Annotated in this window: 22 protein-coding genes and 2 tRNA genes; 4 read left to right on the plus strand and 20 right to left on the minus strand. The window is 65.1% G+C overall.

The window, feature by feature from the left end; translation table 11 throughout:
• Positions 1–561: a (2Fe-2S)-binding protein gene (locus BN3789_RS08290; RefSeq protein WP_202615105.1), complete on the minus strand. Its 561-nt coding sequence runs from the start codon at positions 559–561 to the stop codon at positions 1–3.
• Positions 558–1409: an FAD binding domain-containing protein gene (locus BN3789_RS08295; protein WP_066832797.1), complete on the minus strand. Its 852-nt coding sequence runs from the start codon at positions 1407–1409 to the stop codon at positions 558–560. The genes BN3789_RS08290 and BN3789_RS08295 overlap by 4 nt, the downstream gene beginning before the upstream one ends.
• 364 nt (positions 1410–1773) lie before the next feature.
• Between BN3789_RS08295 and BN3789_RS08300 the strand changes: the two genes are divergently transcribed.
• Together BN3789_RS08300 and BN3789_RS08305 are read left to right on the plus strand one after the other, a co-directional pair.
• Complete coding sequence (locus BN3789_RS08300) at positions 1774–3048, plus strand: ammonium transporter (RefSeq protein WP_066832800.1); 1275 nt, start codon at positions 1774–1776, stop codon at positions 3046–3048.
• A 154-nt stretch (positions 3049–3202) separates the two neighbouring features.
• Positions 3203–3541 carry a P-II family nitrogen regulator gene (locus tag BN3789_RS08305; protein ID WP_066832802.1) on the plus strand — a complete coding sequence of 113 codons (339 nt, stop codon included), beginning with the start codon at positions 3203–3205 and terminating at the stop codon, positions 3539–3541.
• 960 nt (positions 3542–4501) lie between these two features.
• Here the strand turns inward: BN3789_RS08305 and BN3789_RS08310 are convergent.
• The 5 genes from BN3789_RS08310 to BN3789_RS08330 form a co-directional block, all read right to left on the minus strand.
• Positions 4502–4702 carry a hypothetical protein gene (locus tag BN3789_RS08310; RefSeq protein WP_066832807.1) on the minus strand — a complete coding sequence of 67 codons (201 nt, stop codon included), beginning with the start codon at positions 4700–4702 and terminating at the stop codon, positions 4502–4504.
• Between the two features lie 218 nt (positions 4703–4920).
• A complete protein-coding gene (gene gdhA, locus BN3789_RS08315) occupies positions 4921–6276 on the minus strand; it encodes an NADP-specific glutamate dehydrogenase (RefSeq protein WP_066832810.1) in 1356 nt (451 codons plus the stop codon).
• A gap of 253 nt (positions 6277–6529) precedes the next feature.
• A complete protein-coding gene (selD, locus tag BN3789_RS08320) occupies positions 6530–7579 on the minus strand; it encodes a selenide, water dikinase SelD (RefSeq protein WP_066832813.1) in 1050 nt (349 codons plus the stop codon).
• Positions 7580–7675: 96 nt separating this feature from the next.
• On the minus strand, positions 7676–7918 hold the full coding sequence (locus BN3789_RS08325) for a putative Se/S carrier protein (RefSeq protein ID WP_066832816.1): 243 nt from the start codon (positions 7916–7918) through the stop codon (positions 7676–7678).
• A 27-nt stretch (positions 7919–7945) separates the two neighbouring features.
• On the minus strand, positions 7946–8983 hold the full coding sequence (locus BN3789_RS08330; RefSeq protein WP_229254295.1) for an aminotransferase class V-fold PLP-dependent enzyme: 1038 nt from the start codon (positions 8981–8983) through the stop codon (positions 7946–7948).
• Here BN3789_RS08330 and BN3789_RS13275 point away from each other — a divergent pair.
• Positions 8918–9079, plus strand: a complete 162-nt coding sequence (locus BN3789_RS13275; protein ID WP_229254282.1) for a hypothetical protein — start codon at positions 8918–8920, stop codon at positions 9077–9079. The genes BN3789_RS08330 and BN3789_RS13275 overlap by 66 nt on opposite strands.
• 31 nt (positions 9080–9110) lie before the next feature.
• On the opposite strand, the gene yedF is transcribed toward BN3789_RS13275, so the two are convergent.
• The 8 genes from yedF to BN3789_RS08370 all read right to left on the minus strand — a co-directional run bounded on the left by yedF (position 9111) and on the right by BN3789_RS08370 (position 17756).
• Positions 9111–9755: a sulfurtransferase-like selenium metabolism protein YedF gene (yedF, locus tag BN3789_RS08335; RefSeq protein ID WP_066832819.1), complete on the minus strand. Its 645-nt coding sequence runs from the start codon at positions 9753–9755 to the stop codon at positions 9111–9113.
• Between the two features lie 237 nt (positions 9756–9992).
• A complete protein-coding gene (locus BN3789_RS08340; RefSeq protein WP_066832822.1) occupies positions 9993–10829 on the minus strand; it encodes a formate/nitrite transporter family protein in 837 nt (278 codons plus the stop codon).
• 1010 nt (positions 10830–11839) lie between these two features.
• Positions 11840–11913, minus strand: a tRNA-Gly gene (locus BN3789_RS08345).
• A gap of 6 nt (positions 11914–11919) precedes the next feature.
• Positions 11920–11996 (minus strand) — tRNA-Pro (locus BN3789_RS08350).
• Positions 11997–12787: 791 nt separating this feature from the next.
• Positions 12788–13741, minus strand: a complete 954-nt coding sequence (locus tag BN3789_RS08355; protein ID WP_066832825.1) for an S-layer homology domain-containing protein — start codon at positions 13739–13741, stop codon at positions 12788–12790.
• A gap of 269 nt (positions 13742–14010) precedes the next feature.
• A complete protein-coding gene (locus BN3789_RS08360) occupies positions 14011–15192 on the minus strand; it encodes an MFS transporter (protein ID WP_066832828.1) in 1182 nt (393 codons plus the stop codon).
• Positions 15193–15533: 341 nt separating this feature from the next.
• The gene (locus BN3789_RS08365) at positions 15534–16319 is read right to left on the minus strand and encodes an acyl-CoA dehydratase activase (protein WP_066832831.1); all 786 of its coding nucleotides are present in this window, start codon (positions 16317–16319) and stop codon (positions 15534–15536) included.
• Positions 16320–16445: 126 nt separating this feature from the next.
• Complete coding sequence (locus tag BN3789_RS08370; protein WP_066832834.1) at positions 16446–17756, minus strand: double-cubane-cluster-containing anaerobic reductase; 1311 nt, start codon at positions 17754–17756, stop codon at positions 16446–16448.
• A 545-nt stretch (positions 17757–18301) separates the two neighbouring features.
• Between BN3789_RS08370 and BN3789_RS08375 the strand changes: the two genes are divergently transcribed.
• Positions 18302–19513, plus strand: a complete 1212-nt coding sequence (locus BN3789_RS08375) for a L,D-transpeptidase family protein (RefSeq protein ID WP_066832837.1) — start codon at positions 18302–18304, stop codon at positions 19511–19513.
• Between the two features lie 283 nt (positions 19514–19796).
• Here BN3789_RS08375 and BN3789_RS08380 read toward each other — a convergent pair whose 3' ends face one another.
• The 5 genes from BN3789_RS08380 to BN3789_RS08400 all read right to left on the minus strand — a co-directional run bounded on the left by BN3789_RS08380 (position 19797) and on the right by BN3789_RS08400 (position 25458).
• Positions 19797–20876 carry a sulfate/molybdate ABC transporter ATP-binding protein gene (locus BN3789_RS08380; RefSeq protein WP_066832839.1) on the minus strand — a complete coding sequence of 360 codons (1080 nt, stop codon included), beginning with the start codon at positions 20874–20876 and terminating at the stop codon, positions 19797–19799.
• A gap of 3 nt (positions 20877–20879) precedes the next feature.
• A complete protein-coding gene (modB, locus tag BN3789_RS08385; RefSeq protein WP_066832842.1) occupies positions 20880–22409 on the minus strand; it encodes a molybdate ABC transporter permease subunit in 1530 nt (509 codons plus the stop codon).
• Positions 22410–22527: 118 nt separating this feature from the next.
• On the minus strand, positions 22528–23403 hold the full coding sequence (modA, locus tag BN3789_RS08390) for a molybdate ABC transporter substrate-binding protein (protein WP_066832844.1): 876 nt from the start codon (positions 23401–23403) through the stop codon (positions 22528–22530).
• A gap of 277 nt (positions 23404–23680) precedes the next feature.
• Entirely contained in the window at positions 23681–24154 is a 474-nt protein-coding gene (locus BN3789_RS08395; protein ID WP_066832847.1) for a MogA/MoaB family molybdenum cofactor biosynthesis protein, read from the minus strand.
• Between the two features lie 38 nt (positions 24155–24192).
• On the minus strand, positions 24193–25458 hold the full coding sequence (locus BN3789_RS08400; protein WP_066832850.1) for a molybdopterin molybdotransferase MoeA: 1266 nt from the start codon (positions 25456–25458) through the stop codon (positions 24193–24195).
• Between the last annotated feature and the right edge of the window lie 37 nt (positions 25459–25495).

A 25495-nucleotide genomic window follows, 5' to 3' on the forward strand; every position in this document is an offset into this window, starting at 1 on the left:
CTACTCCCCCTCTCCGGAGACGATGGTTCCCGCCCACGCGCCCTCGGGCGCCGGCGCCGACTCGAAGCGGCTCGCCATATAGCGGCGGATGGCGCGGCGCTGGCTCGTGTATCCCGTGCAGCGGCACAGGTTGCCGGCGAGATAGGAGTCCATGTCGGCATCGGTGGGCATATACGCCTGCTCGCCCGCCGCCTCGGCGCGCTCGCGGATCTCGCGCTCCATGGCGAGCACGTTCATGATGAGGCCCGGGGAGCAGAATCCGCACTGCTCGGCGCCCTCCTCGGCCATGCAGCGGGCAAAATCGGCGGACTGCTCCTGCAGGCCCTCGAGCGTGGTGACGGCGTGGCCGTTCGCGCGCGCCATAGGCACGGCGCACGACAGCACCGCGCGGCCGTCGAGCCACACCGTGCACAGGCCGCAGTTCGTCGTCTCGCAGGCACACTTCACGGATTTGCAGCCGTGGTCGCGCACGAAGGCGAGCAGCGACATGTCGGGCGCCACCTCGGCGGCGACCTTCTTGCCGTTCAGGTTGATCGTGACATCCATCAGCTTTCCGCTCATCGAATCGCCTCCTCGCGGGTGCACGCGGCAAGCGCCGCCTGGTAAGCCTCGGTCGAGGCGTAGTGTGCCGCCTGTACGATGGAACGGGCCGTGAGCGCGCCGGCAAGGTGACGGCGGTAGCGCTCGGAACCCCACATGTTGGAACTGTAGGCAAGGCCGCGGACCGCCTCGACGGCGCGCGCGATCTCATCGGCGGTCGGCTCGGCAGAGCTCACGCCGAGCGCCTCGCCGGCAAGCAGGCGCGCCTTCGCCGGACGAGATCCGACGGCGACGTGCCAGGTGCCGTCCCAGCGCGCCGCGCACACGTTGATGGTCGAAAAATCGGTCGCCGCCTTGCGCAGGCACTGATAGGACGCCAGGTAGTCGTGCTTCTTCACGATGACGTGGGTCAGGACGTCGAGCTCGTAGGGCATATCGATGAAGGTGGCGAGGGGAACGCGGCCGGCTCCGACGAGCTCGACCTCAGAGTCGAGCGCGAGCAGCGCGCAGATCACATCCGAGAAGCCGAAGCGCCCGAACACGCTGCCGCCGACGGTCGCGAGCTGGCGGAACTGCACGCCCACGATGTCGTGGACCGCTGCGTTGAGCACGTTTCCCGTACGGTAGTTGAAATCCGCCGCGCACTCGAGGTCGCGCAGCGTCACGTAGGCACCGATACGGTACTCGTCCTCGGTCTCCTCGATCTTGTCGAGACCGCAGTCCGACAGATCGATCACGCAGGGCACGGTGCGGTCGGACAGGCGCATCCACATACCGCCTCCCATGACCTGCGCCCCCTTGCGGAAGCGGAGCACCTCGAGGGCGTCCTCGACGTTCGCCGCCCGGACGTATCTTCCGAATCTGAGCATTCCTCCCCCATCCCTCAAGATAGGTCGATTCCTTGACAGAACCCGATAAGTGTAGCGGAGCGACACAACATATGCGCCCATGCGTCGGTGCAAGCACAAAATACGCGCCCGACCGTGCGCCTCTCGGTGCGCCGGGTGCCGAAGTTGGCAAAAAACGACCCCATCCCCGACGGCCCCGACCGATGGCCCAAAAAAGTACCTGCTGCGATAAATCCTCGTTTCCAACGTTGCGGTTCGGTTTCCGGCCGGATGCGAGAAGGATTCGCACCGGTTACGATTCGGGTTTTCGAAATCCAGCTCCCGGATTCGCTAAGACCCCATGCCATCATGGCCGCGTCCTGCACATCCGAACAAAGGAGTGACCATGTTCGACAGCGGCTCCACTGCCTTCATGCTCGTCTGCACCATGCTCGTGTTCCTCATGACACCGGGCCTGGCGTTCTTCTACGGCGGCCTGGCGCGCCGGAAGAACGTCGTGAACACGATGCTCATGTGCTTCGGCATCATCGGGCTCGTCGGCATCCTATGGGTTGTCGCGGGCTGGTCGTTCGCCTACGGCGGCGACGGCTCGCTCTCGTTCTTCGGGGGCTTTGACCAGATGCTCGCGTTGCCGACCGTATCCGACCTGCTCGCCGAGACGAGCAACCCGCCCGCCGACGCGACCTACCCCGGCGTCGTCGATATCGCCTTCCAGATGGCCTTCGCCATGATCACCTCGGCGATCGTGACCGGCTCGCTCGCCGGACGCGCGCGCTTCGGGTTCATCGCCCTGTTCATGGGCATCTGGGTGCTCGTGGTCTACGCGCCGCTCGCCCATATGGTCTGGGGCGGCGACGGATCGCTCATCGGTGACGTCATCGGAGCCCTCGATTTCGCGGGCGGCGACGTCGTGCACATCTCCTCGGGCGTGACCGGCCTCATCCTCTGCCTCATGGTGGGCGGGCGCCGCGGATTCGGCGTCATGAGCTACCGTCCGCACAACGTGCCGTTCGTCGCCCTCGGCGCTGGGCTGCTGTGGTTCGGCTGGTTCGGCTTCAACGGCGGTTCCGCCTTCGCGGCCGACGGCATCGCCGCGCTGGCGGTGCTCAACACGGTGACCGCGAGCGCCGCGGGCCTGGCCTCGTGGATGGTGGTCGAGCGCGTCTGCACCGGCAAACCCACCCTCGTGGGCGCGAGCACCGGTTTGGTGGCGGGCCTCGTGGTGGTCACGCCGGGCGCCGGCTTCGTCGAGCCCTGGGCGGCTCTCGTCATGGGCGCCATCGTGTCCCCCGTGTGCTACCTGGCCATCTCGCACCTCAAGGCCCGCTTCGGCTATGACGACGCGCTCGATGCGTTCGGCTGCCACGGGGTGGGCGGCATCCTGGGCGGCGTACTCACGGGCCTGTTCTGCGTGCCCGAGCTCTCGTGGACCGAGCACGGCGGCCTCATCTACACCGGCGACCCCGCGCTGCTCATCGACCAGATCCTCGGCATCGCGGTGACCCTGGTCATCGTGGTTGCGCTCGACCTCGTCATCGCCTTCGTCGTGCGCGCGCTGATGGGCGGTAAGGTCAGGGTGGACGAAGCCGTCGAGGCGCTGGGCCTCGACGTCGCCGAGCACGGCGAGAGCGCGTACCCGGCGTTCAGCGGATTGGACTGATCGTGAGCCGCTCCATGATGCGATCCCCGATTCCCGCGGCCCTGCTCATCCGTCGCGTCCGCTCGCTCGCGTTCGGACGCGCCGCCGCGCACGGGGAAGCCGCGCACAGGGGCGGGTGCCGACACAACGACGAAACGAGAAGGAAGGAAGCGAAATGAAAAGAATCACCGCGATCGTTCGCGCCGAGAAGCTCGAGGCACTGAAGGACGCGCTGTTCGCCGCAGACGTCCGCGGCATGACCATCGTCCAGGTGATGGGCTGCGGCAACCAGCACGGGTGGAAGGAGTACGTGCGCGGCACCGAAGTCCTTCTTAACACCATCCCCAAGGTGCAGTTCGACCTCGTGGTACAGGAGTCGCAGGTAGATGAGGTGATCGAGGTCATCTGCAGCGCCGCGCGCACCGGCGAGGTGGGCGACGGCAAGATCTTCGTGGCACCCGTCGAGGAAGTCGTCCGCATCCGGACGGGCGAACGGGGCGCCTCCGCGCTGTAGTTGCACGGGCCGCCCGCGCCTCGCATCGGGATTCCCGGCGCGGGGCGCGAGGGTCCGCGCCCGCCATGGGGACGCCGCGATTCATCCCGCACTCGGCGCCCGGCACGGTAGATGCCGGATGCGGGACGAATCGCAGCGTTCCTTCGCTGAGTTGGTTGGGGACGGGTTCTTTCCAACCCATGCTCGACGTCGCGACGGTTTCTGCGGGAAGCTCAGACGAAATATGCATGTCGATTCGAGCATTATGCAGAACCACGAGGTGAGCGGCCATGTCGTATTGGCCGTTATGCAGATTGTCCCTGCCGTTCCCGCAGAATCCGTCGCGACGTTTTCTGCGGGAAGACGCCGCAACGCCCCGAGCGCCCGGAATGCAAATCGGGGACGTACCTTCCGCATGCACTTTTGCACGCCGGGGACACCCCTTCGGTGCGCTTGCACGAGTCCCTGTATCCACGGTGGCATAACAGGGACTTTCATGAATTACCTCCGCGGAGCGGGCCCTGTGACACAAAGCGGACCGTTTGGCACGCTAACTCCTTTTACAGACCCCCTTTAGCGTGCCAAACGGTCCGCTTTGTGTCATCGGCACCTCTTCGCCCTTCTCGTAAGACACGAAATCTGCCCGTATGCGCGCGATGGGCAAACCGCACTGCAAAACCCCAGGTTAGAGGGGGTCATTGTTTCTTGAAAATGAATTTGGCATCAAATCGGGAAGTATGAATAGCAAGCGGTCATATCTGACAAGTCTGTGACCTGCGAGTTCTTTGACCGACCGATCCCGGAGGCCTCTTCCGGAGTCTCAGAACCGCCCCCAGGCGGCCCTTATTGCCCTATATTTGATACCAAATTCAAAACGAAGCGCCCGCGCACCTTGATAAAACCTTTAACCAAGGTGCGTTTTCGCATACGGGCGGATACAGCCGCCTCTTCACGCACTCCGGGAGCCCGGTCGGCGCTTCCCTAGTTGATGAGCATGCGCTTCATGGGCTTATGGCACACCCGGCACTCCGGGGTCGAGCCAAACATGTACTCGACCGTCCTGCCGCATGCGGGGCACACGAAGGTCACGGGAAACCTCGCCCCAAAGAACCCGCCGGAAGCCTCGTTCAGCTCGTCGTCGGACAGCTCCTCGCCCTGCACGCGATCCCTCTCGTCAGCCATATGCCCCTCCATCTCGCACGTATCGATCGTTGCGAGCCGCGCTGCCGCAGCCCTCTCGACCGTCCTCATGATACAAACCGAGAGGCCCGCAGCGGGCAGCGCCGGAATGAAAGCCTCGCATTCGGAACGAATGGGCGCCCCGCACCAACCAGGTGCGGGGCGCCCATCATCTCAGACGTGTTGCGATCGGCAGAATCGCTGCGATATGCCTCGGGCCGTTAGCAGACGCCCTGGGCCATCATGGCGTCGGCGACCTTCAGGAAGCCGGCGATGTTGGCGCCGGTGACGAAATCGCCCTCGTGGCCATAGGCGCGCGCGGTGTCGTCCACGTTGTGGAACATGCCGCGCATGAGGCTCTCGAGCTTGCCGTCGACCTCCTCGAACGACCAGGACAGGTGCTCGGCGTTCTGGCTCATCTCGAGGCCGGACACGAGCACGCCGCCCGCGTTCGCCGCCTTGCCGGGCATGAACGCGACACCGTTCTTCTGCAGGTAGATGGTGGCATCGGGGGTGGTGGGCATGTTCGCGCCCTCGCCGACGACCTTGCAGCCGTTCGCCACGAGCGCCTTCGCGTCGTCGAGGTGCAGGGTGTTCTCGCGGGCGCAGGGCAGCGCGATGTCGCAGGGCAGCTGCCACACACCGCGGCCGTCGCCGGCGTGCCACGTGGCGCCCGGGCGCTCGTCGACGTACATCGCGAGGCTCACGCCGGCATCATGGCCGGAGCGCTTCTTGTTGTAGATGCCCTCGAGCACCTTGTAGTCGACGCCGTCGGGATCCTCGATCCAGCCCTTGGTGTCGGACGCGGCGATGACCTTGCCGCCGAGCTGGGTGACCTTCTGGATGGCGTAGATGGCGACGTTGCCGGAGCCGTGGACCACGACGGTCTTGCCCTCGAACGAATCGCCCGAGCTCTTGAGGTACTCGTCGACGAAGTACACGAGGCCGTAGCCGGTGGCCTCGGTACGGGCGAGCGAGCCGCCGAAGGTGAGGCCCTTGCCGGTGAGCACGCCGCTCCACTCGTTCTTCAGGCGCTTGTACTGGCCGAACAGGTAGCCGATCTCGCGGCCGCCGACGCCGAGGTCGCCAGCGGGCACGTCGGTGTTGGGGCCGATGTGACGAGCGAGCTCGGTCATGAAGCTCTGGCAGAACGCCATGACCTCGCGGTTGGACTTGCCCTTGGGATCGAAGTCCGAGCCGCCCTTGCCGCCGCCCATGGGCAGCGTGGTCAGGCTGTTCTTGAAGGTCTGCTCGAAGCCGAGGAACTTCAGCATGCCGAGCGTGACGGTCGGGTTGAAGCGCAGGCCGCCCTTGTAGGGGCCGAGCGCGGAGTTGTACTCAACGCGGAAACCGCGGTTGACCTGGATCTTGCCCTCGTCGTCGACCCACGGCACGCGGAACATCACGACGCGCTCGGGCTCGACGAGGCGCTCGAGCAAGGCGGCCTCCTCGAATTCAGGATGCGCCTCGAGAGCGGGCTCGATGGTCTCGAGGACCTCGATGGCGGCCTGAAGGAATTCGGGCTGATCGGCATAGCGATCGCGAAGCTCAGCGATGACTTTCTCAGAATACGACATATGGGTTACCTCTCCATTCGTTCCTCTCGAATGCGGCACCCATGCTACACGCGCGAAGCCTTCTTTACCGTAACAAAGTATATGGAACATTTTTGTTGAGACGCGTTTTGCCTGCTCACAAATGTCGTAATGGTTTCGGATGTTGCAAAAACGTTTCACGGTTGTTTCGCATTATTACGCGCCCGAAACATCTTTGGGTCATCTGGGGACGGGTTGAAACGAACCCGTCCCCAGATGACCCATGCCTGGAAGGCTATCTCACGATGACGCGCGAGCCGCCCTCGTACGCCCCGACCGCTCCGATGCGCTGGACGGCGGGGACGGCAGGAGACGCCGCCTTGAGCGCGGCCTCGAGCGCGTCCGCGTCATCGGGATGCACGGAGAACAGCAGGCCGCCGGAGGTCTGCGGGTCGAACAGCACGTCGGCTACGGCCAGCGGGACCGAATCGGCGATGCTCACCTCGGCCTCGGCATAGCGGCGGTTGCGGTACACGCCCGCGGGGAGGATGCCCATGGCGGCGTAATCGAGCACGCCCGGCAGGAATTCGAACGCCGTCGAATCCAGCGTGACCTGGGTGTCGGAGCCCTGCGCCAGCTCGAGTGTGTGCCCGAGCACGGCGAAGCCCGTGATGTCGGTGCAGGCGTGCACGCGATACGGGCGCGCCGCCTCGGCCGCCGCGCGGTTGAGCGTGCTCATGACCCGCTCGACGAGCTCGCGCTCGTCCTCCCCCGCGATCCCACCTTTGAGCGCCGTGGTCAGCACGCCGATACCGACCGGCTTGGTGTAGATGAGCACGTCGCCGACCTGCGCGGTGTCGTTGCGCAGAAGCTTTGCCGGATCGATGACGCCGGTGACGGACAGGCCGTATTTCGGCTCATCGTCGTAAATGCTGTGCCCGCCCGCGACGATGGCGCCCGCCTCGGCGACCTTGGTGGCGCCGCCGCGCAGTATCTCGCGCACCGCGTCTTTGGGCATGCTCTCGGGCACCGCCATGATGTTCAGCGCCGTGATGGGGCGGCCGCCCATCGCGTAGATGTCGGACAGGGCGTTTGCCGCCGCGATCTGCCCGAACGTGAACGGATCGTCGGCGATGGGCGGGAAGAAGTCGAGCGTCTGCACGATGGCGAGGTCGTCGCGCAGCCGGTAGACCGCCGCATCGTCCGCATGGTCGAAGCCCACGAGCAGGTTGGGGTCGCGCATATCGGGAAAGCCCTCGAACAGGCTCGCGAGCTCGCCTGCGCCCACCTTGGCCCCGCACCCGGCGCAGTCGGCGAGCTTCGTCAGTTTGACCTTGGTTTCCATAGGACCTTCCTTCCTCGCCGCGCCCCGCGCGGCGCGCGGCCGGCTCCCGTGCAGGCCCTCAAGGGCCCGCTCGCACGGGGCCGCGCTGTGGGTGGATTACAGCACGAGGGCGTAGATGCCCTCGGGAACGAGATGCCCGGCGACCGAGGCCTCGAACGCCGCGAGCACCGCCTCGTCATGCGGCATGGACCACGCCATGCCGCATTCGGAATCGATCTCGACGGGCAGCGGGATGATGCGCCCCTCGACCCCGGCCTCACGGCACAGGCGCTCGGCTTCCATCGCATCGAACGTGCTGGAGAACGAGGCGACGTAGCGCTCGGTCCTTACACGACCCATCGGACCCCCTTTCACACAGCTCGAAGATCACCTGGCATCGCCTAGATCGCATGCGATGTCCTGCAGCGCAGAAATCGCTGCATCGATATCGTCTTCGGTCGTATACCATCCGAACGAGAACCGTACCGCCCCGCGCTCGAGCGTGCCGAGCGCGGCGTGCATGCGCGGCGCGCAGTGCAGGCCGGCCCTCGTGGCGATATCGTACTCGCAGGCGAGCCGGTCGGCCAGGCTCGACGAGTCGATGCCCTCGAGGTTGAGGGCCACCACGCCGGTGTGCCCGCGGCCGTCGCGATCGCCGTACACGACGAGGCCGGGGATGGACGAGACGCCTTGGATGAAGCGCTCCCTCAGCTTCCAATCGTGCTCCGCCACGCGCTCGACGCCCAGCTCGAGCAGGAACTCGAGGGCGGCATCGAGGCCCGCGAGCCCATGGGCGTTCATGGTCCCCGCCTCGAGATGCTCCGGGTAGCTCGGCGGCTGGAAGGGATCGGCGCTCTTGACGCCGGTGCCCCCGTGAACGAGCGGAGCGAGCTCCAGGTCCGGCACGACCGCAAGGCCGCCGGTGCCCTGCGGGCCCATGAGCGCCTTGTGACCGGTGAAGCAGAGGACGTCGATGCCGAGCTCGTCCATGCCGACCGGCAGCGCGCCGAGCGTCTGGGACGCGTCGAGCACGAACCGGGCGCCGTGCCCGTGCGCCGCGCGGACGAGCTCCGGCACATCGGTTACCGCGCCCGTGAGGTTCGAGGCGTGCGTGGCGACAACCGCGCGCGTGGTGGGCCTGAACAGCCCCTCGAGCTCTTCCATGCGAAGCCGCCCGCTGGCGTCTGCGCGCACGTAGTCAAGCTCGATGACACCGCGGCGCTCGAGCTCGTGCAGGGGCCTCAGCACGGAGTTGTGCTCGAAATCGGTCGTGATCACGTGGTCGCCCTCGTGCAGCATGCCGAACAGGGCAGTATTCAGAGCCATCGTGGCGTTCTGCGTGAAAACGACGCGCTCGGGATGCGCGAATCCGATGAGGCGAGCGAGCCGGACGCGGGCGCTCGCGACCGACCGGGCCGCGACCAGATCGCTTGTCGACGCGCCGCGCGAGCGAGGGCGGCCACGACCGCCTCGGTCACCGCGGGCGGTTTCTGGATCGTCGTCGCAGCGTTGTTCAGGTAGATCATGCCGAGGTTCCCCCAGATCGCGCGACCTACAGCGTCACGACCTTGTCGGGACCGAGCACGAACTCCGAGATGGCGTACAGATTCGTGACGCCACCGACGGCGAGCTTGTCGCGCAGGCCGTGGAAGTCGAGGCAGGTGCCGCAGGTCAGCACCTCGCAGCCGCGACGCTCAAGCTCGCGCACGTCCTCGACGAGCTCGGAGCCCTCGCAGGTGAGGGCGGCGCCGTCGTTGAAGAACACGATGCGGTGCGGGGGCTCCTCCGCCTGCGACATGGCGTACACGAGGCCCTTGATCAGGATGTTCCCGAGCTCGGGCGCGCCCTGGCCGAGTGCACGAGAGCCGACAAAGACCGTGACCGGCTGCTGCTTTGAGGGGGCTGCCTCCGGCACCGGGCACGCGATGCCCGCCTCGGCGAGCGCCGCCTCATCCCCCGCGGGGTTCTCGGCGGCCTGGGCGGACACGCCCGAGATTGCGACGGCCCATCCGCCCTCGATCTCGTCGACCGCCACCTCGCCCTGCTTGCTCGACGCCAGGCGCTTGAGGTTCTCGACCGCCACCGTGTTATCCACGAGCACGCGGACTGAGCCGCTCGACGCGGAGTCCTGCAGCGCCTTCATGGCACGAATCACGGGCTTGGGGCAGGTCTCGCCGAAGCAGTTAATTTCGATCATGGGCGTCGTCCTTTCAACTCGACCCGTCCGCGCGGCAGGCTGGCGGGCAATCATTATCCTCACGGTAAGGATAATAATAAATTATCTGATTGCCAGACAATTCGTCAGACGCGATCTTTCGCTATGCGGATGCACATGCGATGCGAACGGCAGGCCCCGTCGACGCAAAGCAAAGGCGGGCACGCCGCGACGCACCCGCCCTAGGCAAAACCGCTCGTTTGCAGAACGTTCCCGAGGCTACTCCTGCTTGTGATAGACGAACCAATAGCCGAGCGCCACGATGAGCGCGCCGCCGACGATGTTTCCGAGCGTCGCCGCTGACAGGTTGAACAGGATGCCTCCGGTATTCAGCGAGGCCGTCCCGGCGATCTCCGACCCGTAGCCGTTCGTGACCATCATGGCGCCCATCGGCAAAAAGTACATGTTCGCCACGCAGTGCTCAAAACCGCAGGCCACGAACGCGGAGATGGGAAGCAGGATGCCCACGACCTTGTCGACCACAGTCTTGCCCGCAAAGCCGATCCATACGGCAAGGCACACGAAGATATTGCACAGGATTCCCCGGAAGAACAGCGTGGCCCAGTCAGGCGTCACCTTGCCGGCCGCGACAGACACCATGGACGCGGCGACCGTCTCGCCGTTGAGCTTGTAGATGCCGGCGAAAAACACGAGGGCCACCACGACGAGCGCGCCGGCGAAGTTGCCGAGCCAGACCGTCACCCAGTTACGCACGAGGTCGCCCGCGGAGATCTTTCCCGACTTGAGGGCGCAGACCATGAGCGAGTTGCCCGTGAACAGCTCCGCCCCGCACAGCAGCACGAGAACAAGGCCGAGGCAGAAGCACAGGCCGCCGATGACGCGCTGCAGCCCCCAGGTAAGATCGGTGTCGGCGAGGAAGACCGTGAAGAACAACCCGCCGAACGCGATGAACGCGCCGGCGAACATGGCGAGCACGAACGCCTTGCCGAACGGAAGCTGCGCTTTGGTGACGGCAGCGGCCTCCGCCTTGGCCTCGATGGCAGCGGGCGCCAAGCATTCGGGCGTCGGAAGATCATGAGCTTGCTGTTGAGACATGCGGTACCCCTTTCCCATCGTTTCACCGCGCAACTATCTTACGCCCCTGCCGGAAGGGCGGGGACGCCAGAGGGTTTCGATGTGACGATTTGAAACGAAGTGGGTTCGGGCGGAACGGGGTGCCCAACAGAAGCAGAGGAAATGGGTTGAAACGAACCCGTCCCCAAACAACCCCTTCGGGCCATCGGCAAAACCGCGGGATTACCCGCTAAAAGGGCCCCGTAACTGTGCCCCGAACTGCGGGAGAGGAGCCCTCGAGGGGCCCTCTCCCGCAGTTCGGGGTACAGTTACGGGGCCCTTTTAGCGGGTGGCCTAGTTCATGAACGTAGAAGGCCGTCTCGACGTTACTGCAGGAAAAGAAGAACGGCCTCGTAGTTGTTCATTATGAATAACCTCCGCCATGCCACCGTGCTCACAGCTGTCTATCAGAGGCGGGCAAAACGACCGCGTTCCAGATCGCGCCAATGCGCCGTATCCGCCCGGCGGCGAAACCGCACCTTGGCGAAAGGTTTTATCAAGCTGTGGGGAGACGCGTATTTGAATTTGGTATCAACCTTAGCAGTAAAAAGGGCGTTTTCGGAGCGTTCTAGACGTCCTGCGATAACCTTCGCGGCAGTCTCCTCGGAGAAACCGCAGGTCAGAAGCTTGTCTTATTTGTCCGTTTCCCTTGAGTACCTTGAAGGTTGATACCAAATTCATTTTTATAATATATTAACCCTCTCTTTCCTGAGGTTTTGCGGTGCCGGACGCCCACCGTGCGCATACCCGGACTCTGCGGTTCGTGTACCGGCTTGCCCAGAAAGCCCGATGTGCACGCCAAAGGGGTGTCCCTGATTTGCACTTACCGCAGGAAAGGTAGCAACTGCAAATGAACGGAGGTGAAAGGAATGGGTTGAAACGAATCCGTCCCCAAGCAACCCATCTCATGACTATTTCATGACTGATTTCATGACTTGATAGCAAAAAGAAAACAGGTCAGACCGTTTGCCGTGTCTGACCTGCTGTTTTTCTGGAGCGGGCGACGGGAATCGAACCCGCGTCATCAGCTTGGAAGGCTGGGGTTCTACCATTGAACTACGCCCGCAAGATATGGTCGGGACGACAGGATTCGAACCTGCGACATCCTGCTCCCAAAGCAGGCGCGCTACCAAACTGCGCCACGTCCCGAAGGTGTTGAGCAGCTGGGGTCTTTGACCCTGCTTGTCCCAAGGCCTATTTAGTATAGGGCACGTTTCGCATGCTCGCAACAACTCAAATTGTCACCACAGGCCGCGCGACAAAGGCGCATACAATGCCTGACTCCGAATGGGAGAAATCACGCGAAACATCCTGCCCTTTATGGGAGAAATCACCTGCCCCCTATCCAGCTAACCCGCCTTTCAAACACCAAACATATCTCTGCAAGTAGAAATATAAATCTATTATGTTTTTACTTACTTATGTGTTAATGCTATAGACGCTAACCGTGCAATCGCATACGTTGACCAGACACTCAGACCTCACCGAGCGGCAAGATCGGTATAGCTTCACCTTCCCATGAAGCAGTCTCGTCTGCCGCGCACTTTTTCTAGAAACCTCATTTAGACCACTGCGGACATACTGACCCGGCAGGGCTCATCTATGGAAAAGCACGGGTGGGGACAGGAGGATCCCTCGGAAACGCAGAGCCCATATGCGCACGGTGGGGAAAGCGTGCCGCGAAGGGTCATTTGGGGACGGGTTCGTTCCAACCCATCGGTGACCCGGCGGAGGTTATTCATGAAAAAGCATGGGGTCGTCATTCCCTTTCCTGCGGGAACGTCGGATCGGCCCACTCTAATTCATGAAAAAGCATGAGGCAGAGACGGCTGCGGCAGGACGAGTGATGCCAAACGCACCTGTCCCCAATGGCTGAAAAAGGAGCCCCGATTCTTGCGAGGCTCCTTTGGTTCTAGAGTTGCTTAAGTGTCGTTTCGGCGTCAGTCGTCCCAACGATCGTCGTCGACATCGTCGTCGTTGTCGTCCCAGTCGTCATCGTGGCGGTCATCATCGTCGTCATTGTCGTCCCAGTCGTCGCGATCGTCGTCGCCGTCATCCCAGTCATCGTCGAACCGGTCGTCGTCCCAGTTGTCGTCCCAATCGTCATCGTGGTCGTCGTCCCACTGGTCATCATCGTCGTCCCAGCGGTCATCGCCCCAGTCGTCGTCATCATCCCAGTCGTCCCGGTCGTCGTCCCAACCGTCGTCGTCGAGATCCCAGTCGTCATCCCACTCGTCTCCATAGTGGAGGAAGCGGCTGTCGGTCGTCTTGGTCATCGAGACGAACTCGCTGCGGGTGCAGGGCTGGTTGCCGTTGAGCGCGCCGCCGTTGCCCATGACGCCGGCCTGAACGGCCCAAGCGACGACTTCGCGGGCCCATTCCGAGACAGATCCGGCATCCTGGTAGCGGTTCAGAACAGACGTGTTGCCGGCCCTGTTTCCCGCGAGAACGCACAGGATCTTTGCCGCCTGCTCTCGGGTCAGCGAATCCCAGGGATCGAAAGTGAGCCGGCCGTCCGCATGCACCGTGCCGGAGAAGATCCCCTGCTGCTGGGCCCATGTCGCGGCGGTCTTTGCCCAACCGAGCTCTGAGGCGTCGTCGAAGCGCGGCTCTCCGGACACGGCAGGCTGCCCGGCGAGGTTGTAGAGAATGGCCGCGGCCTGGGCGCGGTTGACGGGCTGATCCGCTCCCCAAGATCCATCGGGGAAGCCGTTGACGACGCCGTTGCGGTCCGCCCAGTCGATGATCCCGCTCGTCGCCGCCCAATGGTCGGCGGGAACATCATAGTAGTTCTTGTAGGCTGCGTAGGCCGTTGCGGGTGCAAAGGCGGCGGCAACGGTCACACTGGCGAGGCCGACCACGATAGCGCGGCACGCCTTGTCGTTGATGCGCATGATCTTGTCTCCTCCTAGTCGATTGCGCCTGCGGGCGTATGCCCACGATTAGCCTACCATGGAGGGGTTCATTATTTGCTACCTGCAGCATGAGGATGCGGTAACGCTTATGTCAGCATCGTGTAAGGGATGCGCAGACAAGCCCCTACAGCATCCGTTCGCCGAAAAGCCGCCTCGACCTGCGCGTCGCATTATGGTATAGACCAGAGGCCTTTCCCCACCGCGCTTACGAGGGGCATCCCCATACGCATCCGGGCGGGAACCTGTCGCTACGCCCTATGCGCCGCACGGATCTTCTGGACGCGGTTCACCTTCTCCGCGGCGATGACCATGACCACGAGGAACACGCCAAGGTAGTAGGGGTACAGGTCGATCGAGATGTACTGCGCGAGGACGCCGAACAGAGGCGAGCATACCAGGAAGCCGACGTAGGCGATCGCCATCTGCATACCGGTGAGCTCGAGCGCCACGTCGTCGCCGAAGCGCGCCGGCGTGGCGTGGATGATCGACGGGTAGATGGGTGCGCAGCCAAGACCGATCAGCACGAGCGCGGGCGCCAACACGTCGTGGCCCCACGGCGAGATCATGGTGAGCACGCCGGCCGCGATGAGCACCTGCCCCAAGCGGATCATCTGGCTATCGGAGCACTTGAGCGACAGAAAGCCGCTGAGGGCCCTGCCGACCGTGATGCCGATGTAGAACATCGACGCCCAGCTCGCCGCCGTCTGCGTCGGCACGCCCGCCGCGAGCGAGCTGTACGACGCGGCCCAGTTGCCGCAGGTGCCCTCGACCGCGCAGTAGCAGAAGAAACACAGGAGCACCGCGACGACGCCGTCGATGCGAAGCAGCTCGCGCCGCGTGCGACGAACTGGGGAACCCCCTTCGCGACCCTTCGCCTTGGGCAGCTTGCGGTCGCGCCACAGCGGCAACGACAGCGTGAGCACCGCCACGATCGCAAGCTGGATGGCGCCAAGCGCGCGGAACCCGTCGTTCCACACGCCCATCCCCAAGCAGGCGCCCATGATCATCGGACCGCCGCTCGCCCCGACGCCCCACATGCAGTGCAACCAGCTCATATGCTGGCTCTCGTAATGAACGGCGACATAGGCGTTCAGCGCCGCATCGACGGCGCCGGCCCCCAGGCCGTAGGGCACGGCCAGCAGGCAGAGCTGCCAGAACTCATGGGACAGCGAGAAGCCGATGAGCGCGAGCGCGGTCAGAAGCACGCTTGCCGCCGTCACGCGTCCGGTCCCGAACCGCTCGACCACGCGCACCGACATCAGGCTCGACACGATCGTGCCCGCAGAGATGATCATCGTGACGGCGCCGACCCACGAAAGGCTCGCCCCGAGCGACGGGGCCATGGCCGGCCATGCCGAGCCGATGGCGGAATCGGGCAGACCAAGCGCCACGAACGCAAGGTAGATGATGGGCAGCAATCCGGCAGGCATGGCGTCTTCTCCAGGCGATCGCCTTGTATGGACAACAGCACGCCATCGTAGCATACCTGCAGCGCCGACAGGGTACAGGACGGCAACGCGGTATAGACGGGCCGCATCCGCGCATCTTGCCGCCTGCGCAAAAAGCCGCCCCGCCCTTCGAGTCGCTTGAGGGCGGGGCGGATGCCTAAGGACGACCGACGGTACGCTATAGGCACGTCACCCTATCGAGGGTACGGTATAGGCACGCTTCCGAGCGAAAAACGTGCCTATACCGTACCCTCGACGGCAGCGCGTGCCCTATGCGTACCGTCGACGGAACGACGCCGCGGAGCACACCGGACCGGCCTGCGTCAACACGCCAGCGCGCGGGCGCGGTCGGCGGCGCCCAAGGCGCCGGCATAACGCGCCTCAGGACAGGTCGTCACCGGAGAGCCCAGCATCGCCCTGAGTCGTTCGATGACGAAGCCGTTCTCGCACAGGCCGCCGGTCAGGAAGAACGGGCCTCCGGACGACTGGCCCGCAAGCGCCGCGACGCGCGCAACGACCGAGTCGATGACGCCGCGCGCGATGTCGCTGCGCGGCACGCCGCGACCGATGAGGCTGATGACCTCGGATTCCGCGAACACCGTGCACATGCTCGAGATCTTGGTCTCGGACCCCTCGCGGGCAAGCGCCGACAGCTCGGCCTGCGACACGCCCAGACGGTCCGCCATGATCTCGAGGAAGCGCCCCGTGCCGGCAGCGCACTTGTCGTTCATGGCGAACTTGGCCACACGGCCGCCCTTGAGCTGGATGACCTTGGTGTCCTGTCCCCCGACGTCGACGACCGTGCCCGTCGGGCCGAACAGACGGGCGGCGCCGATGCCGTGGCAGGTGATCTCGGTTACCACCTTGTCCGCGTACGGCACCGCTATGCGGCCGTACCCGGTGGCGACGACGCGGGCATCCGGGTCGTCGACGGGAAAGCCGGCGGCCCGCAGCGCGCCCTCCACGCGACCGGCGGCATCCACGCTTGAAAAGCCCGTCGGCATGAGCTCGGTGTGCACGATCGCGCCGCCCGCATCGAGCACCGCGACCTTCGTTGCCGTCGAACCGATATCGACGCCGATTCCATATCCGCCTGCCATGGCCGGCATCCCCTCTCCCTCAACAAGCCCAGCGGGCACGCAGACACCCGCGAGATCTCCTGCGACCGGCGGCGCGGACCCCTGCATGCAGTCGATGACAGGCCCGCGCCGCCGGCGCATCCCCGGTATGCGGGACTACAGCATCTCGAGGAAGGCCTCGATGCGCGTGGTCAGCTGGCCCGCGTCCTCGTTGGCGTAGTCGGTCGTGATGTGCATGAACGGGATGCCCGCCTGCTCGGCGGCCTTCTCGACCGTGAAGGACTCCATCTCGTACAGCGTGCAGAACTGCAGAGAGCAGTCGATGATGCCGTCGGCGTTGAGCTCGCGGGCCATGCGCACGATATCCTCGATGCGCCCGTCGTTGGGCGTGAAAATCGCGCAGTTGATGCCGAAATAGCGCTCGGCGATGGCATCGAGCATCTCGTCGACCGTCTCGCCCGACTCGTCCACCAGGTCCTTGTAGTAGCGAGAGCCCGTGCACGCCTCCTCGCCCACGACGACGCCACCGGCCTTCTCGATGATGTTGAAGAGCTTCCAGTTAGGCACCGCCATCGGCGTGCCGGTGTACAGGATGCGCTTGGCACCCTTGGGCGCCACGCCAACCCCGTCGGCCGCGCGCTGCTCGCACTCGTCGGCCATGGCGTTGATGGCCCCGGTCAGACGCTCGGCGTCGTCCATGAAGGCGGCCTGGACGGTCAGCAGGCTGTCGAGGCCCGAGATGGGCGCCGGATCCGCGGCGCGCGTGGCGGACAGGCGCTGCAGGGCGCGGCGCTTGTCGTTCGCGAGCTTGATGGCGGCCTTGAGGCTCTCGGCGGTGATCTTCTGACCGGTCTCCTGCTCGACGCGCTCGGCGAGCTTGCGCACCTCGCCCTTCCACAGCTCAAGCGTCTGGGCGTTGTGGACGTTGGGGATGTCGACCGTGTACATGTTCACCTGCGTGGCCATGAACTCGTAGGCCTTCTTCTTCCCGTCGCAGGTGTTCTCGCCGATCACCAGGTCGCTCGACTCGATGTACGGGCAGACGCTGCCCAACTTGAAGCCCGCGAAGCTCTTGATGAGCGGGCAGGTCGCGCGCGGCAGGTGCTCCTCGACCTTGTCGGTCGCCCAATCGGCACCGGAGCACAGGCCGACGGGGATGCCCCCGGCGGCGATCACGATCTCCTCGGGCACATACAGGCAAAACGACCCGACGATCTTCTTGGCCTCGCCGGACGCCTTCTTGTCGAGCATCTCTTTGATGCGGCCGGAGTGGATGCCCGCCACGACCTGGTTGAGGTAATCCGTGGATGCCGGGCGGTTCTCCTGGGCGAGGAACACGTCGCCGAACATCTGCCCCACCGCCCCCAGCAGCATGTCGTGGGCGGGCACGTCCATGCCGAGCGATTCCCACATGGGATGGAAATCGTACTCGGCGGCCGCGGTCGTCTCGTTGGTGTTGTCGCTCATGGTTACCCCTCTTCTCTCTTTTCACGGCGCACGCAGGGCCAGCTGGGCCGAGGATCAGCCAAGCAGGTCGATCGATGCGCCGACTATCAGGCACAAGGTGCACGTTCTGAATGGTTTCCGTGTTGTCGCCACAGCGCCATGCCGCCCGGCAGGGCTCTGGCAAAAGCTCGGCAGTCCGTCCTCCCCCGCAGCGTCTCGCACCCGTCTCCCTTCATACCGAGGGCGCGAAACCTGGCCAGCACGACGACGGCACCGAATCGAAGGGCATATGCGCGCTTTTCCCTCGTTCGCTTCAATCGCATGCGAGATGTGTTGCCGGCGGACAGCTTTATCACATCGCGAGGATAATATACGGGGCCTGAATTCCGTCGAACAAGCTTCCGTTCGGCAAACGGCGCTCTCCGCGAGATGAACGGCCCCATCCCAAAACGCACCGCCCCCGCCAAAAGGCGCCGTCCGGGTCGCGTTCGCGCAATCGTCCAGCGCGCCACTTCAGAGCGCTACACTTATGGAACATGCCGACCATGCGGCTGAGAGGAGCGGAAATGTTGTCACGAAACCGTACGTTCGCCTTCCCTTGCGCTCTGGCTTTCGCGCTCGCGCTGATCGTCGCGCCCCCGCCGGCATTCGCCGATCAGGAGCCCGTCCAGCCTGGCACCACCGAAAGCGGCCAGGATTCCGCACCTCGCGACGGCTGGGACGCAACCAAGGAGCACTGGTACGAAGACGGCGAGATGGCGCGCGACCACGCGTTCTTTGACCCCGACAGCGATGCCTGGTACTGGGCGGACGCCGACGGCTCCATCGCCTGCGACAAGGACGTGTTCATCCCCGTCGACGAATCGGACCGCGACAAGGGCGGAAAATGGGTCCGTTTCGACGAGAACCGAGCCATGGTCAAAGGCGAGGACTATCGATATGACGCCTGGTATTACTTCGACCCAATAACCGGCGAGATGGCCAAGGGCATCACGCTCATCGAGGACTCCGCAGGGCCCAAATGGGTCTATTACGATTGGACGACCGGCAAGATGGCACACGGCGAGGCGTTTGTGAACTACGATGCCGAGCACACGGGCTGGTACCTGTTCGATCAGCACACGGGAGCCATGGTCCACGGGTTCGCTTATCTCGACGGTGACCCGTCCGGCAAATGGGTGTATTACGACCAGACGACGGGCATCATGGCCTATGGGCTCCAGCTCATCGACGATGCGTGGTACTACCTCGATCCCGTCACGGGAGCGGTAAGCTACGGCATGACGTACGTGCCGACATGGGATACGTGGCGTTATTTCGACAAGGTGAGCGGCCGTTGGTACGAAGGGATGCCCATGGGCGACTGGCAGGGGGCCTCGGGAGACGCGTATCCCTCGCTTTCCGGCCGCGCAGACCTCAACGTGCACGTCGATATCGCCAACCAGGTCGTGCTCGTGCGCGACGGCACCGAGGTGCTGTACGCGATGGTCTGCTCATCGGGCATCAACGACTGCACCCCGCGCGGGGCCTACTCGGTCACGGGCCGCGGCTATTCGTTCTACAACCGCCGCGAGGCCATGGGCGGTCGCTATTACGTGCAGTTCTACGGCGACTACCTGTTCCACAGCGTGCCGACCGACGCAGCCGGAAACTACATGCCCGCCGAGGGCGAAAAGCTCGGCCAGCCCGCATCGCACGGCTGCGTGCGCCTGACGGTATCGGATGCCAAGTGGCTCTACGACAACCTCCCGAACGGGACGCGCGTCACGATCGAGTAACCTGCGAGCGATACGGCAGAACAAGGCGAAACAGCAAGGTCCGTCGGAAGACAGCTATTCCGGCGGACCTTTTCGTCCGGCGGAGGCCACCTGCAGCGGGGCCGGCTTTCTCGGCGCGCTCGAGAACATCGGCCCTGTTCCAGATGGCTCACCGCCTCGTGAGTGCACGCGGCGTCTGCCGCTGGGGCCATTATGCTCGATCGCGAGTCCCCTATTCAGAATCACCGCAGCATTAAGCGAACGGCAAGAAGCGCCGAAGATGTCTTAAGGAACGAACCCATCATTACCGGGAAACCAGGTGGATGCGCCGAGCATCGAAATGCATGCGCAGCACGTCGCCCTCGTGCGGGAGCCCCTCCTCGGGCACGCCCACCTTGTTCACGCGCCACTGCAGGCGGCTCGGCGCGTCGGCGAGCGGCACGTCGAGCAGCACCAGCCGCTCGAAGCGGGCATCGCTCACCCGGGCGACCTTGAGCTCGTAGCTGTTGCGCCCGCGCTCCCCCGCCGGGCGCTCGCGGTCGATATGGAAATAGCTCGCGCGGATGCCGAGGTAGGCAACGTTTTCGGGAACCTCGCGCCCCACGTCGAACACCATGCCCCAGTCGAGCGCCTCCACCGTGGTCGGACCCACCTTTCGCGCCGGGCTCGTGTTCTTGCACCCCGTCAGGCGCAGCGCCGCCAGCGTGGCGGGGCGCTCCATGAGGTCGGACACGGTCCCGATCTCCTCGATGCGCCCGTTGTGCATCACGGCGATGCGCTGGCACAGACGGCAGGCCTCGTCGATATCATGGCTCACGTACAGAACGGTGCGATTGACGACGGAGAACACGTCGAGCAGGTTCTGCTCGAGGGCGCTTTTGAGATAGGAGTCGAGCGCTGAGAACGGCTCGTCGAACATGAGGATCCCGGGTCGCGCGGCGAGCATGCGGGCGAGCGCCACGCGCTGCTGCTGCCCGCCCGAAAGACGCGAGGGGTAGCGGTCGGCGTACTCGGCCATACCGAAGATCTGCAGGTAGCGCAGGGCATCCTCCTGCTGCCTGCGGGAATCGGCCGCATGGTCCATGCCGGCGCGGACGTTGTCCGCGACCGTCAGGTTCGGGAACAGCTGGTAGTTCTGGAACAACAGGGCGCACTTCCGCTGCTGCGGCGTGAGGTTGATTCCCGCGCTCGAGTCGAAGAACGTGACGCCGTTCACCACGATCCTACCCTCATCGGGGGTCTCGACGCCCGCGATGCAGCGCAGCGTGCAGCTCTTGCCGCAACCCGACGCGCCCAGAAGACCGATGCGCTCCTCGCCCGCCTCGAGCTCGATGTCGAGCGTGAACCCGGGGTAGCGCTTCTTGATCGCCAAGGACAGCGACATGGGCTACCGCCTCCCTTCCGTCGATGCCGCGTCCGTCGAGGAGCCGCCCAGCAGAAGCTCGGAAAGCGCCTCGCGATCGATGCGCAGCGCGTCGCCGCCATGCTCCTCGAGTGCATCCGCCTTGCCGGAGGCGGCCATCTGGCGCCGCTCGGCGCGCGAGATGCCGCGGGCACGGTAGCGCTGCGAGCGCACCGTGTAGATGTTGATGAACAGGATCACGAGGAAGCTGAACAGGATGACGACGATGACCCAGAACAGCGCGACGTCGGTGTTGCCGCTCATCCACTGGAAGTAGATCGCGATGGGGATGGTCTGCGTCTCGCCCGCGTAGTTGCCGGCGAAAAACAGCGTGCAGCCGAACTCGCCCATGGCGCGCGCGAAAGCGAGCACGGTGCCGGCGGCGATCGACGGCCAGGCGAGCGGCAGCATGAGGCGGCGGAAGATGCGCGCCTCCGACCACCCGAGCGTGCGGGCTGCGTCGAGCATCTGCGCGTCCAGGCCCTCGAAGGCGCCGAGCGCGGTGCGGTACATGAGCGGGAACGAGACGACGATGGCGCTGATCACGGCGGCCGGCCAGGTGAACACGAGCGCGACCCCGTGCTCGATCAGCCAGCGACCGACCGGCATCGACTGCCCGAACAGCAGCAGGAGCAGAAAACCGCAGACCGTGGGCGGCAGGACCATCGGGATGGTGAACACCGAATCGAGCAGGCCCTTCAGCCGGCTCGAGGTGCCCATGGTCTTCCATGCGGCGACAAGACCGAGCACAAACGTCACCACGAGCGCGACGGCGCTCGTCTTGAGGGACACCCAAAACGGCCGCATGTCCAAGCCGGTGAAGAACGAGACGAGCTCGTCTTGCCAGGTGGGGGCGGCCTCCATCGCCACATCCGCGGCGGCGACCAGCTGCGCGTTATCGACCCATAGGGCGCCTTCGCCCAAATCGAGCCCGCTCACCGCAGCGGTCTCCGACGGCGTCGAGCCCTGCGCGACCTCGGCGGGCTGCACCGAGGTGTAATATCCGTCACCGACCTGGGCCCGGAAGATGTAGCGGTAGGCGCCATCGACCACTTCGTCTTGCGTGGAGACGACCCAGACCTTGTCCTCATCCGCCAGCAGCACGCCGCCGCGCGAATGGGTTTCGTCCAGCTGCTTTATCAAGGCGATGAGCGCGTTCACGTCGTCCTCGTCATCGGCCTCGAACCCGGCGGCCTGGGCCGCATCCGGATCGACATGCACCCAGATGCTTTGGGGCATGTTGATGACCACGACCGTGCTGCCCTCAGCGACCGGGAAGCGGTAGCCCAGGTCGGTATCATCGACCAGACGCTGGGCGCCGCGGTTGTAGCGCACGAACCCATTCAGGCCGAAGCCCGCCGTCTCGTCGATCGCCGAATCCTCCTGGGCCTGCTCGCCGCCGTCCGCCCGCGCGCGCGCCGGAAGCGCGCACAGCACCGACAGCAGCAGCGCCGCGAGCAGCGCGACCAGCAGGCTCCTGCGGCCCCGGAAGTATCTTGCGGCTCTTCCCGTCATGCCCTCATCCCCATCACATCGCCCTGTGGAAAAAAGGCGGCCCCGAGTGAACGAGACCGCCTCTTCATGTGCCAAACTGCAGGCGCAGCCCGGCTTTCGAGTATATCAGCCGCGCGGCTTACGCCAGCTCGAAGCCGTACTCGGCCCAAATGGCGAGCGCGTCCTCGTCGGTCATGCAGAACTCGAGGAAGTCAGCGGCGGCCTCGGCGTTCTCGGACGTAGAGGACACGGCGCCGGGGTACACGATGGGCTTGTGGGAGTCATCGGGGCAGGTGTAGGCGACCTCGATGCCGTCGTAGCGGTAGACGTCGGAGGTGTAGACGAAGCCGATCGTGCAGTCGCCGGTCGAGACGTACTGAGCCGCGGTGCCGACCTTGTCGGCGAGGCTCACCTTGTCGGCGATCTCGGGAGCGTACTCGCCGCCCTCGCCCTCGGCGTTCGTGTAGAGGCACACGCTGGCGAGCGACTGGTTGGCGTACTTGCCCGCGGGCACAGCGCCCGGCTCGCCGATCGCGATGTTGCCGTCGACGTTGGCGACGTCCTCGAGGGAGTTGATCTGGACGTCAGAGCCCTTGCCGCGCACGATCACGAGGTCGTTCACGAACATGTCCTGACGCGTGGACTCATCGACGAGCTCGCCCTCGACGGCGTCGTCCATGGTACCGGCGGAGGCCGTGATCAGGATGTCGACCGGGGCGCCGCCGCGCATCTGCTCGACGAGGTCGCCGGAGCCCTTGTACTGGGTGTCGGCGAAGGTCACGCCGGTCTGCTCGGTATAGAGCGCCTCGACCTCGGGCATGGCCTTCTCAAGGGAGTTGGCGGCGAAGATCTGCAGCTCGACGGACTCGGCGGCGGGCTCTGCCGACCTGGAATCCGCCGGGGTGGAACCCTGGGCGGCCGTGGTGTCGGAGCTGCAGCCGGCAAGCGCGGCGCCCAGCATGAGCGTGCAGCCCATCGCGGCGAACGCGCGACGAGTCAGATGGTTTTTGAGCATGGTTCATCCTTCCCGAGATGTTTTGCGCTAACGCTCGCCGCCCCGCTCCCAACACGGTGCGGCGAACGCTCGCAATTCGTTGCCATTATTATACTGAGTTCAGAATAGTTCTGTTCGAGAATGTCCTTGTCTGAGGATAATTTTGTATTCCCGAGGAGTCGCGAAGGCCATGTCGCGTCTTTCGAGAAGGAAAGCGGGGACGAGTTAATCGACCTTTTCCTCGAGAGGCGCCGCACTGCCGGAAGGGGGATACGGCGCCGTCAACATGCCAAACCGCTCAGTGGCCGGCTCCTGCCGTCATGCTGACCGCATGCTCGAACTGGTCGGCGATCCCCTCCCAGCATTCGCGCGCCGCCTTCGTAGATCCGGGGAAGTTGACGACGAGCGTGCCCCCGCGCTGCATGCAGACGGCGCGCGAGAGCATCGCTCGCCTCGTCTTGGTCATGGAGTAGGCGCGCATGGCCTCCGCGATGCCGGGCACATCGCGGTCGCACACGGCGCGCGTGGCCTCGGGCGTCACGTCGCGCAGTGACAGCCCCGTGCCCCCGCAGGTGATCACGATGTTCGAGCGGTTGTCGTCGGCCGCGCGCACGATGGCTGCCGAGATCTCGTCCACCTCATCGTGCACGACCTCGTGGGACGCGACCGTCCAGCCCTGCGCGCAGATCAGCTCCTCGAGCGCGGCACCGGCCTCGTCGGCCGCCATGTCGCGCGTGTCCGAGCAGGTGACGATGGCGATACGGATATCCATGCAGCTACCTCTCCTCAAAACGTTCGGCCCCCGGCCGTCTACAGAACCGCGCCCTCTTCGATATCGATGCGCACGCAGCGAACCTCGTTCCCCGCCTGATAGCCTTTGAGGCCCTCGGGGACCATGAGCAGGCAGTTCGCATGATGCAGGGTCCCGAGCAAGGCGGAGTTCTGCGACGACGCCTCGCTGACCAGCAGCTCCCCGGTCGCATCGTCGCGCTCCACGCGCGCGCGGTCGTAGAAGCGGCGCTGTTGCCCCTTCTTGACATCATGCGTCACGCGCGCGGACTGCACGGGGCGCACCAGGTCGCGAAAGCCGAGCATCTTGCGGATCGCGGGGCGGGCGAGCATTTCGAACCCGACCGCCGCGGCGGCGGGGTTGCCCGAAAGGCCCAGGTAGGGCACGCCGCCGATCAGGCCGAACGTGATCGCCTTGCCGGGGCGCAGCGAGATGCGGTCGAACAGGACCTCGCCCTCGCGCCTGACGAGCGCGGTCACGTAGTCGTAGTCGCCCGCGGACGCGCCGCCGCTCGTGATCACGAAGTCGCACTCGGCCATGGCCTGATGGATCTTGGCGGAGATCTCGTCCTCGTCATCGGTCGCGATGCCGTAGAACCTCGCGTCTGCACCCGCCTGCAGGGCGGACGCCATGAGCGCCGAGGAGTTGGCGTCGCGGATCTGCCCGCGCGCCGGCACGCGGTCGGGGGCGACGAGCTCGCTGCCGATGGAGATGATGCCGAGCACGGGCCGGCGGTGGACCTCGACCTCGGCGGCGCCGGCAGACGCAAGCAGGCCCGCCCCCGCCGCGGTGACGGTCTCCCCCGCGCGCATGACGACCTCCTGGGCATGCGCCTCGAGGCCCGCGGCGCGCACGTTCTCGCCCTCGGCGATCGGCGCGGTGAAGCGCACGCGCGACCCTTCGTTCCCGTCGCCGTCAAGCACCTCGACGACCTCGTATTTCACCACGGCGTCGGCACCGTCGGCCATGGGCGCCCCGGTCATGATGCGCACCGTCTGGCCCGCCCCGATCGTGCCCTCGAAGACATGGCCCGCCGCCTCGTGCCCGATGACGTCGAGCACCACGGGTGCCTCGGGCGATGCGCCCGCAAGGTCCGTAGCGCGCACCGCGTAGCCGTCCATCGCGCTGTTCGCGAACGGAGACAGGTCGATATCGGTCGCCACGTCGGCCGCAAGCGGAAAGCCCACGGCCCGCCAGCATGGGACGCGTATCGGGTCGGTCGGCTCCACGTGATCCAAAACGATAGCCTGCGCCTGCTCGAGCGCGATCATGTTCTCGTCGGCCATCACACTCCGCCTTTCGATGGTTGTATTCTGAATTAAG

It is taken from the genome of Collinsella ihumii, assembly GCF_900046475.1.
Classification (GTDB): domain Bacteria; phylum Actinomycetota; class Coriobacteriia; order Coriobacteriales; family Coriobacteriaceae; genus Collinsella; species Collinsella ihumii.

Bases quoted from the DNA above. Each gene is read 5' to 3' on its own strand.
- BN3789_RS08290 (WP_202615105.1), bottom strand. From the start codon at position 561: ATGAGCGGAAAGCTGATGGATGTCACGATCAACCTGAACGGCAAGAAG.
- BN3789_RS08295 (WP_066832797.1), bottom strand. From the start codon at position 1,409: ATGCTCAGATTCGGAAGATACGTCCGGGCGGCGAACGTCGAGGACGCC.
- BN3789_RS08300 (WP_066832800.1), top strand. From the start codon at position 1,774: ATGTTCGACAGCGGCTCCACTGCCTTCATGCTCGTCTGCACCATGCTC.
- BN3789_RS08305 (WP_066832802.1), top strand. From the start codon at position 3,203: ATGAAAAGAATCACCGCGATCGTTCGCGCCGAGAAGCTCGAGGCACTG.
- BN3789_RS08310 (WP_066832807.1), bottom strand. From the start codon at position 4,702: ATGGCTGACGAGAGGGATCGCGTGCAGGGCGAGGAGCTGTCCGACGAC.
- gdhA (WP_066832810.1), bottom strand. From the start codon at position 6,276: ATGTCGTATTCTGAGAAAGTCATCGCTGAGCTTCGCGATCGCTATGCC.
- selD (WP_066832813.1), bottom strand. From the start codon at position 7,579: ATGGAAACCAAGGTCAAACTGACGAAGCTCGCCGACTGCGCCGGGTGC.
- BN3789_RS08325 (WP_066832816.1), bottom strand. From the start codon at position 7,918: ATGGGTCGTGTAAGGACCGAGCGCTACGTCGCCTCGTTCTCCAGCACG.
- BN3789_RS13275 (WP_229254282.1), top strand. From the start codon at position 8,918: ATGCGCGAATCCGATGAGGCGAGCGAGCCGGACGCGGGCGCTCGCGAC.
- yedF (WP_066832819.1), bottom strand. From the start codon at position 9,755: ATGATCGAAATTAACTGCTTCGGCGAGACCTGCCCCAAGCCCGTGATT.
- BN3789_RS08340 (WP_066832822.1), bottom strand. From the start codon at position 10,829: ATGTCTCAACAGCAAGCTCATGATCTTCCGACGCCCGAATGCTTGGCG.
- BN3789_RS08355 (WP_066832825.1), bottom strand. From the start codon at position 13,741: ATGCGCATCAACGACAAGGCGTGCCGCGCTATCGTGGTCGGCCTCGCC.
- BN3789_RS08360 (WP_066832828.1), bottom strand. From the start codon at position 15,192: ATGCCTGCCGGATTGCTGCCCATCATCTACCTTGCGTTCGTGGCGCTT.
- BN3789_RS08365 (WP_066832831.1), bottom strand. From the start codon at position 16,319: ATGCCGGCCATGGCAGGCGGATATGGAATCGGCGTCGATATCGGTTCG.
- BN3789_RS08370 (WP_066832834.1), bottom strand. From the start codon at position 17,756: ATGAGCGACAACACCAACGAGACGACCGCGGCCGCCGAGTACGATTTC.
- BN3789_RS08375 (WP_066832837.1), top strand. From the start codon at position 18,302: ATGTTGTCACGAAACCGTACGTTCGCCTTCCCTTGCGCTCTGGCTTTC.
- BN3789_RS08380 (WP_066832839.1), bottom strand. From the start codon at position 20,876: ATGTCGCTGTCCTTGGCGATCAAGAAGCGCTACCCCGGGTTCACGCTC.
- modB (WP_066832842.1), bottom strand. From the start codon at position 22,409: ATGACGGGAAGAGCCGCAAGATACTTCCGGGGCCGCAGGAGCCTGCTG.
- modA (WP_066832844.1), bottom strand. From the start codon at position 23,403: ATGCTCAAAAACCATCTGACTCGTCGCGCGTTCGCCGCGATGGGCTGC.
- BN3789_RS08395 (WP_066832847.1), bottom strand. From the start codon at position 24,154: ATGGATATCCGTATCGCCATCGTCACCTGCTCGGACACGCGCGACATG.
- BN3789_RS08400 (WP_066832850.1), bottom strand. From the start codon at position 25,458: ATGGCCGACGAGAACATGATCGCGCTCGAGCAGGCGCAGGCTATCGTT.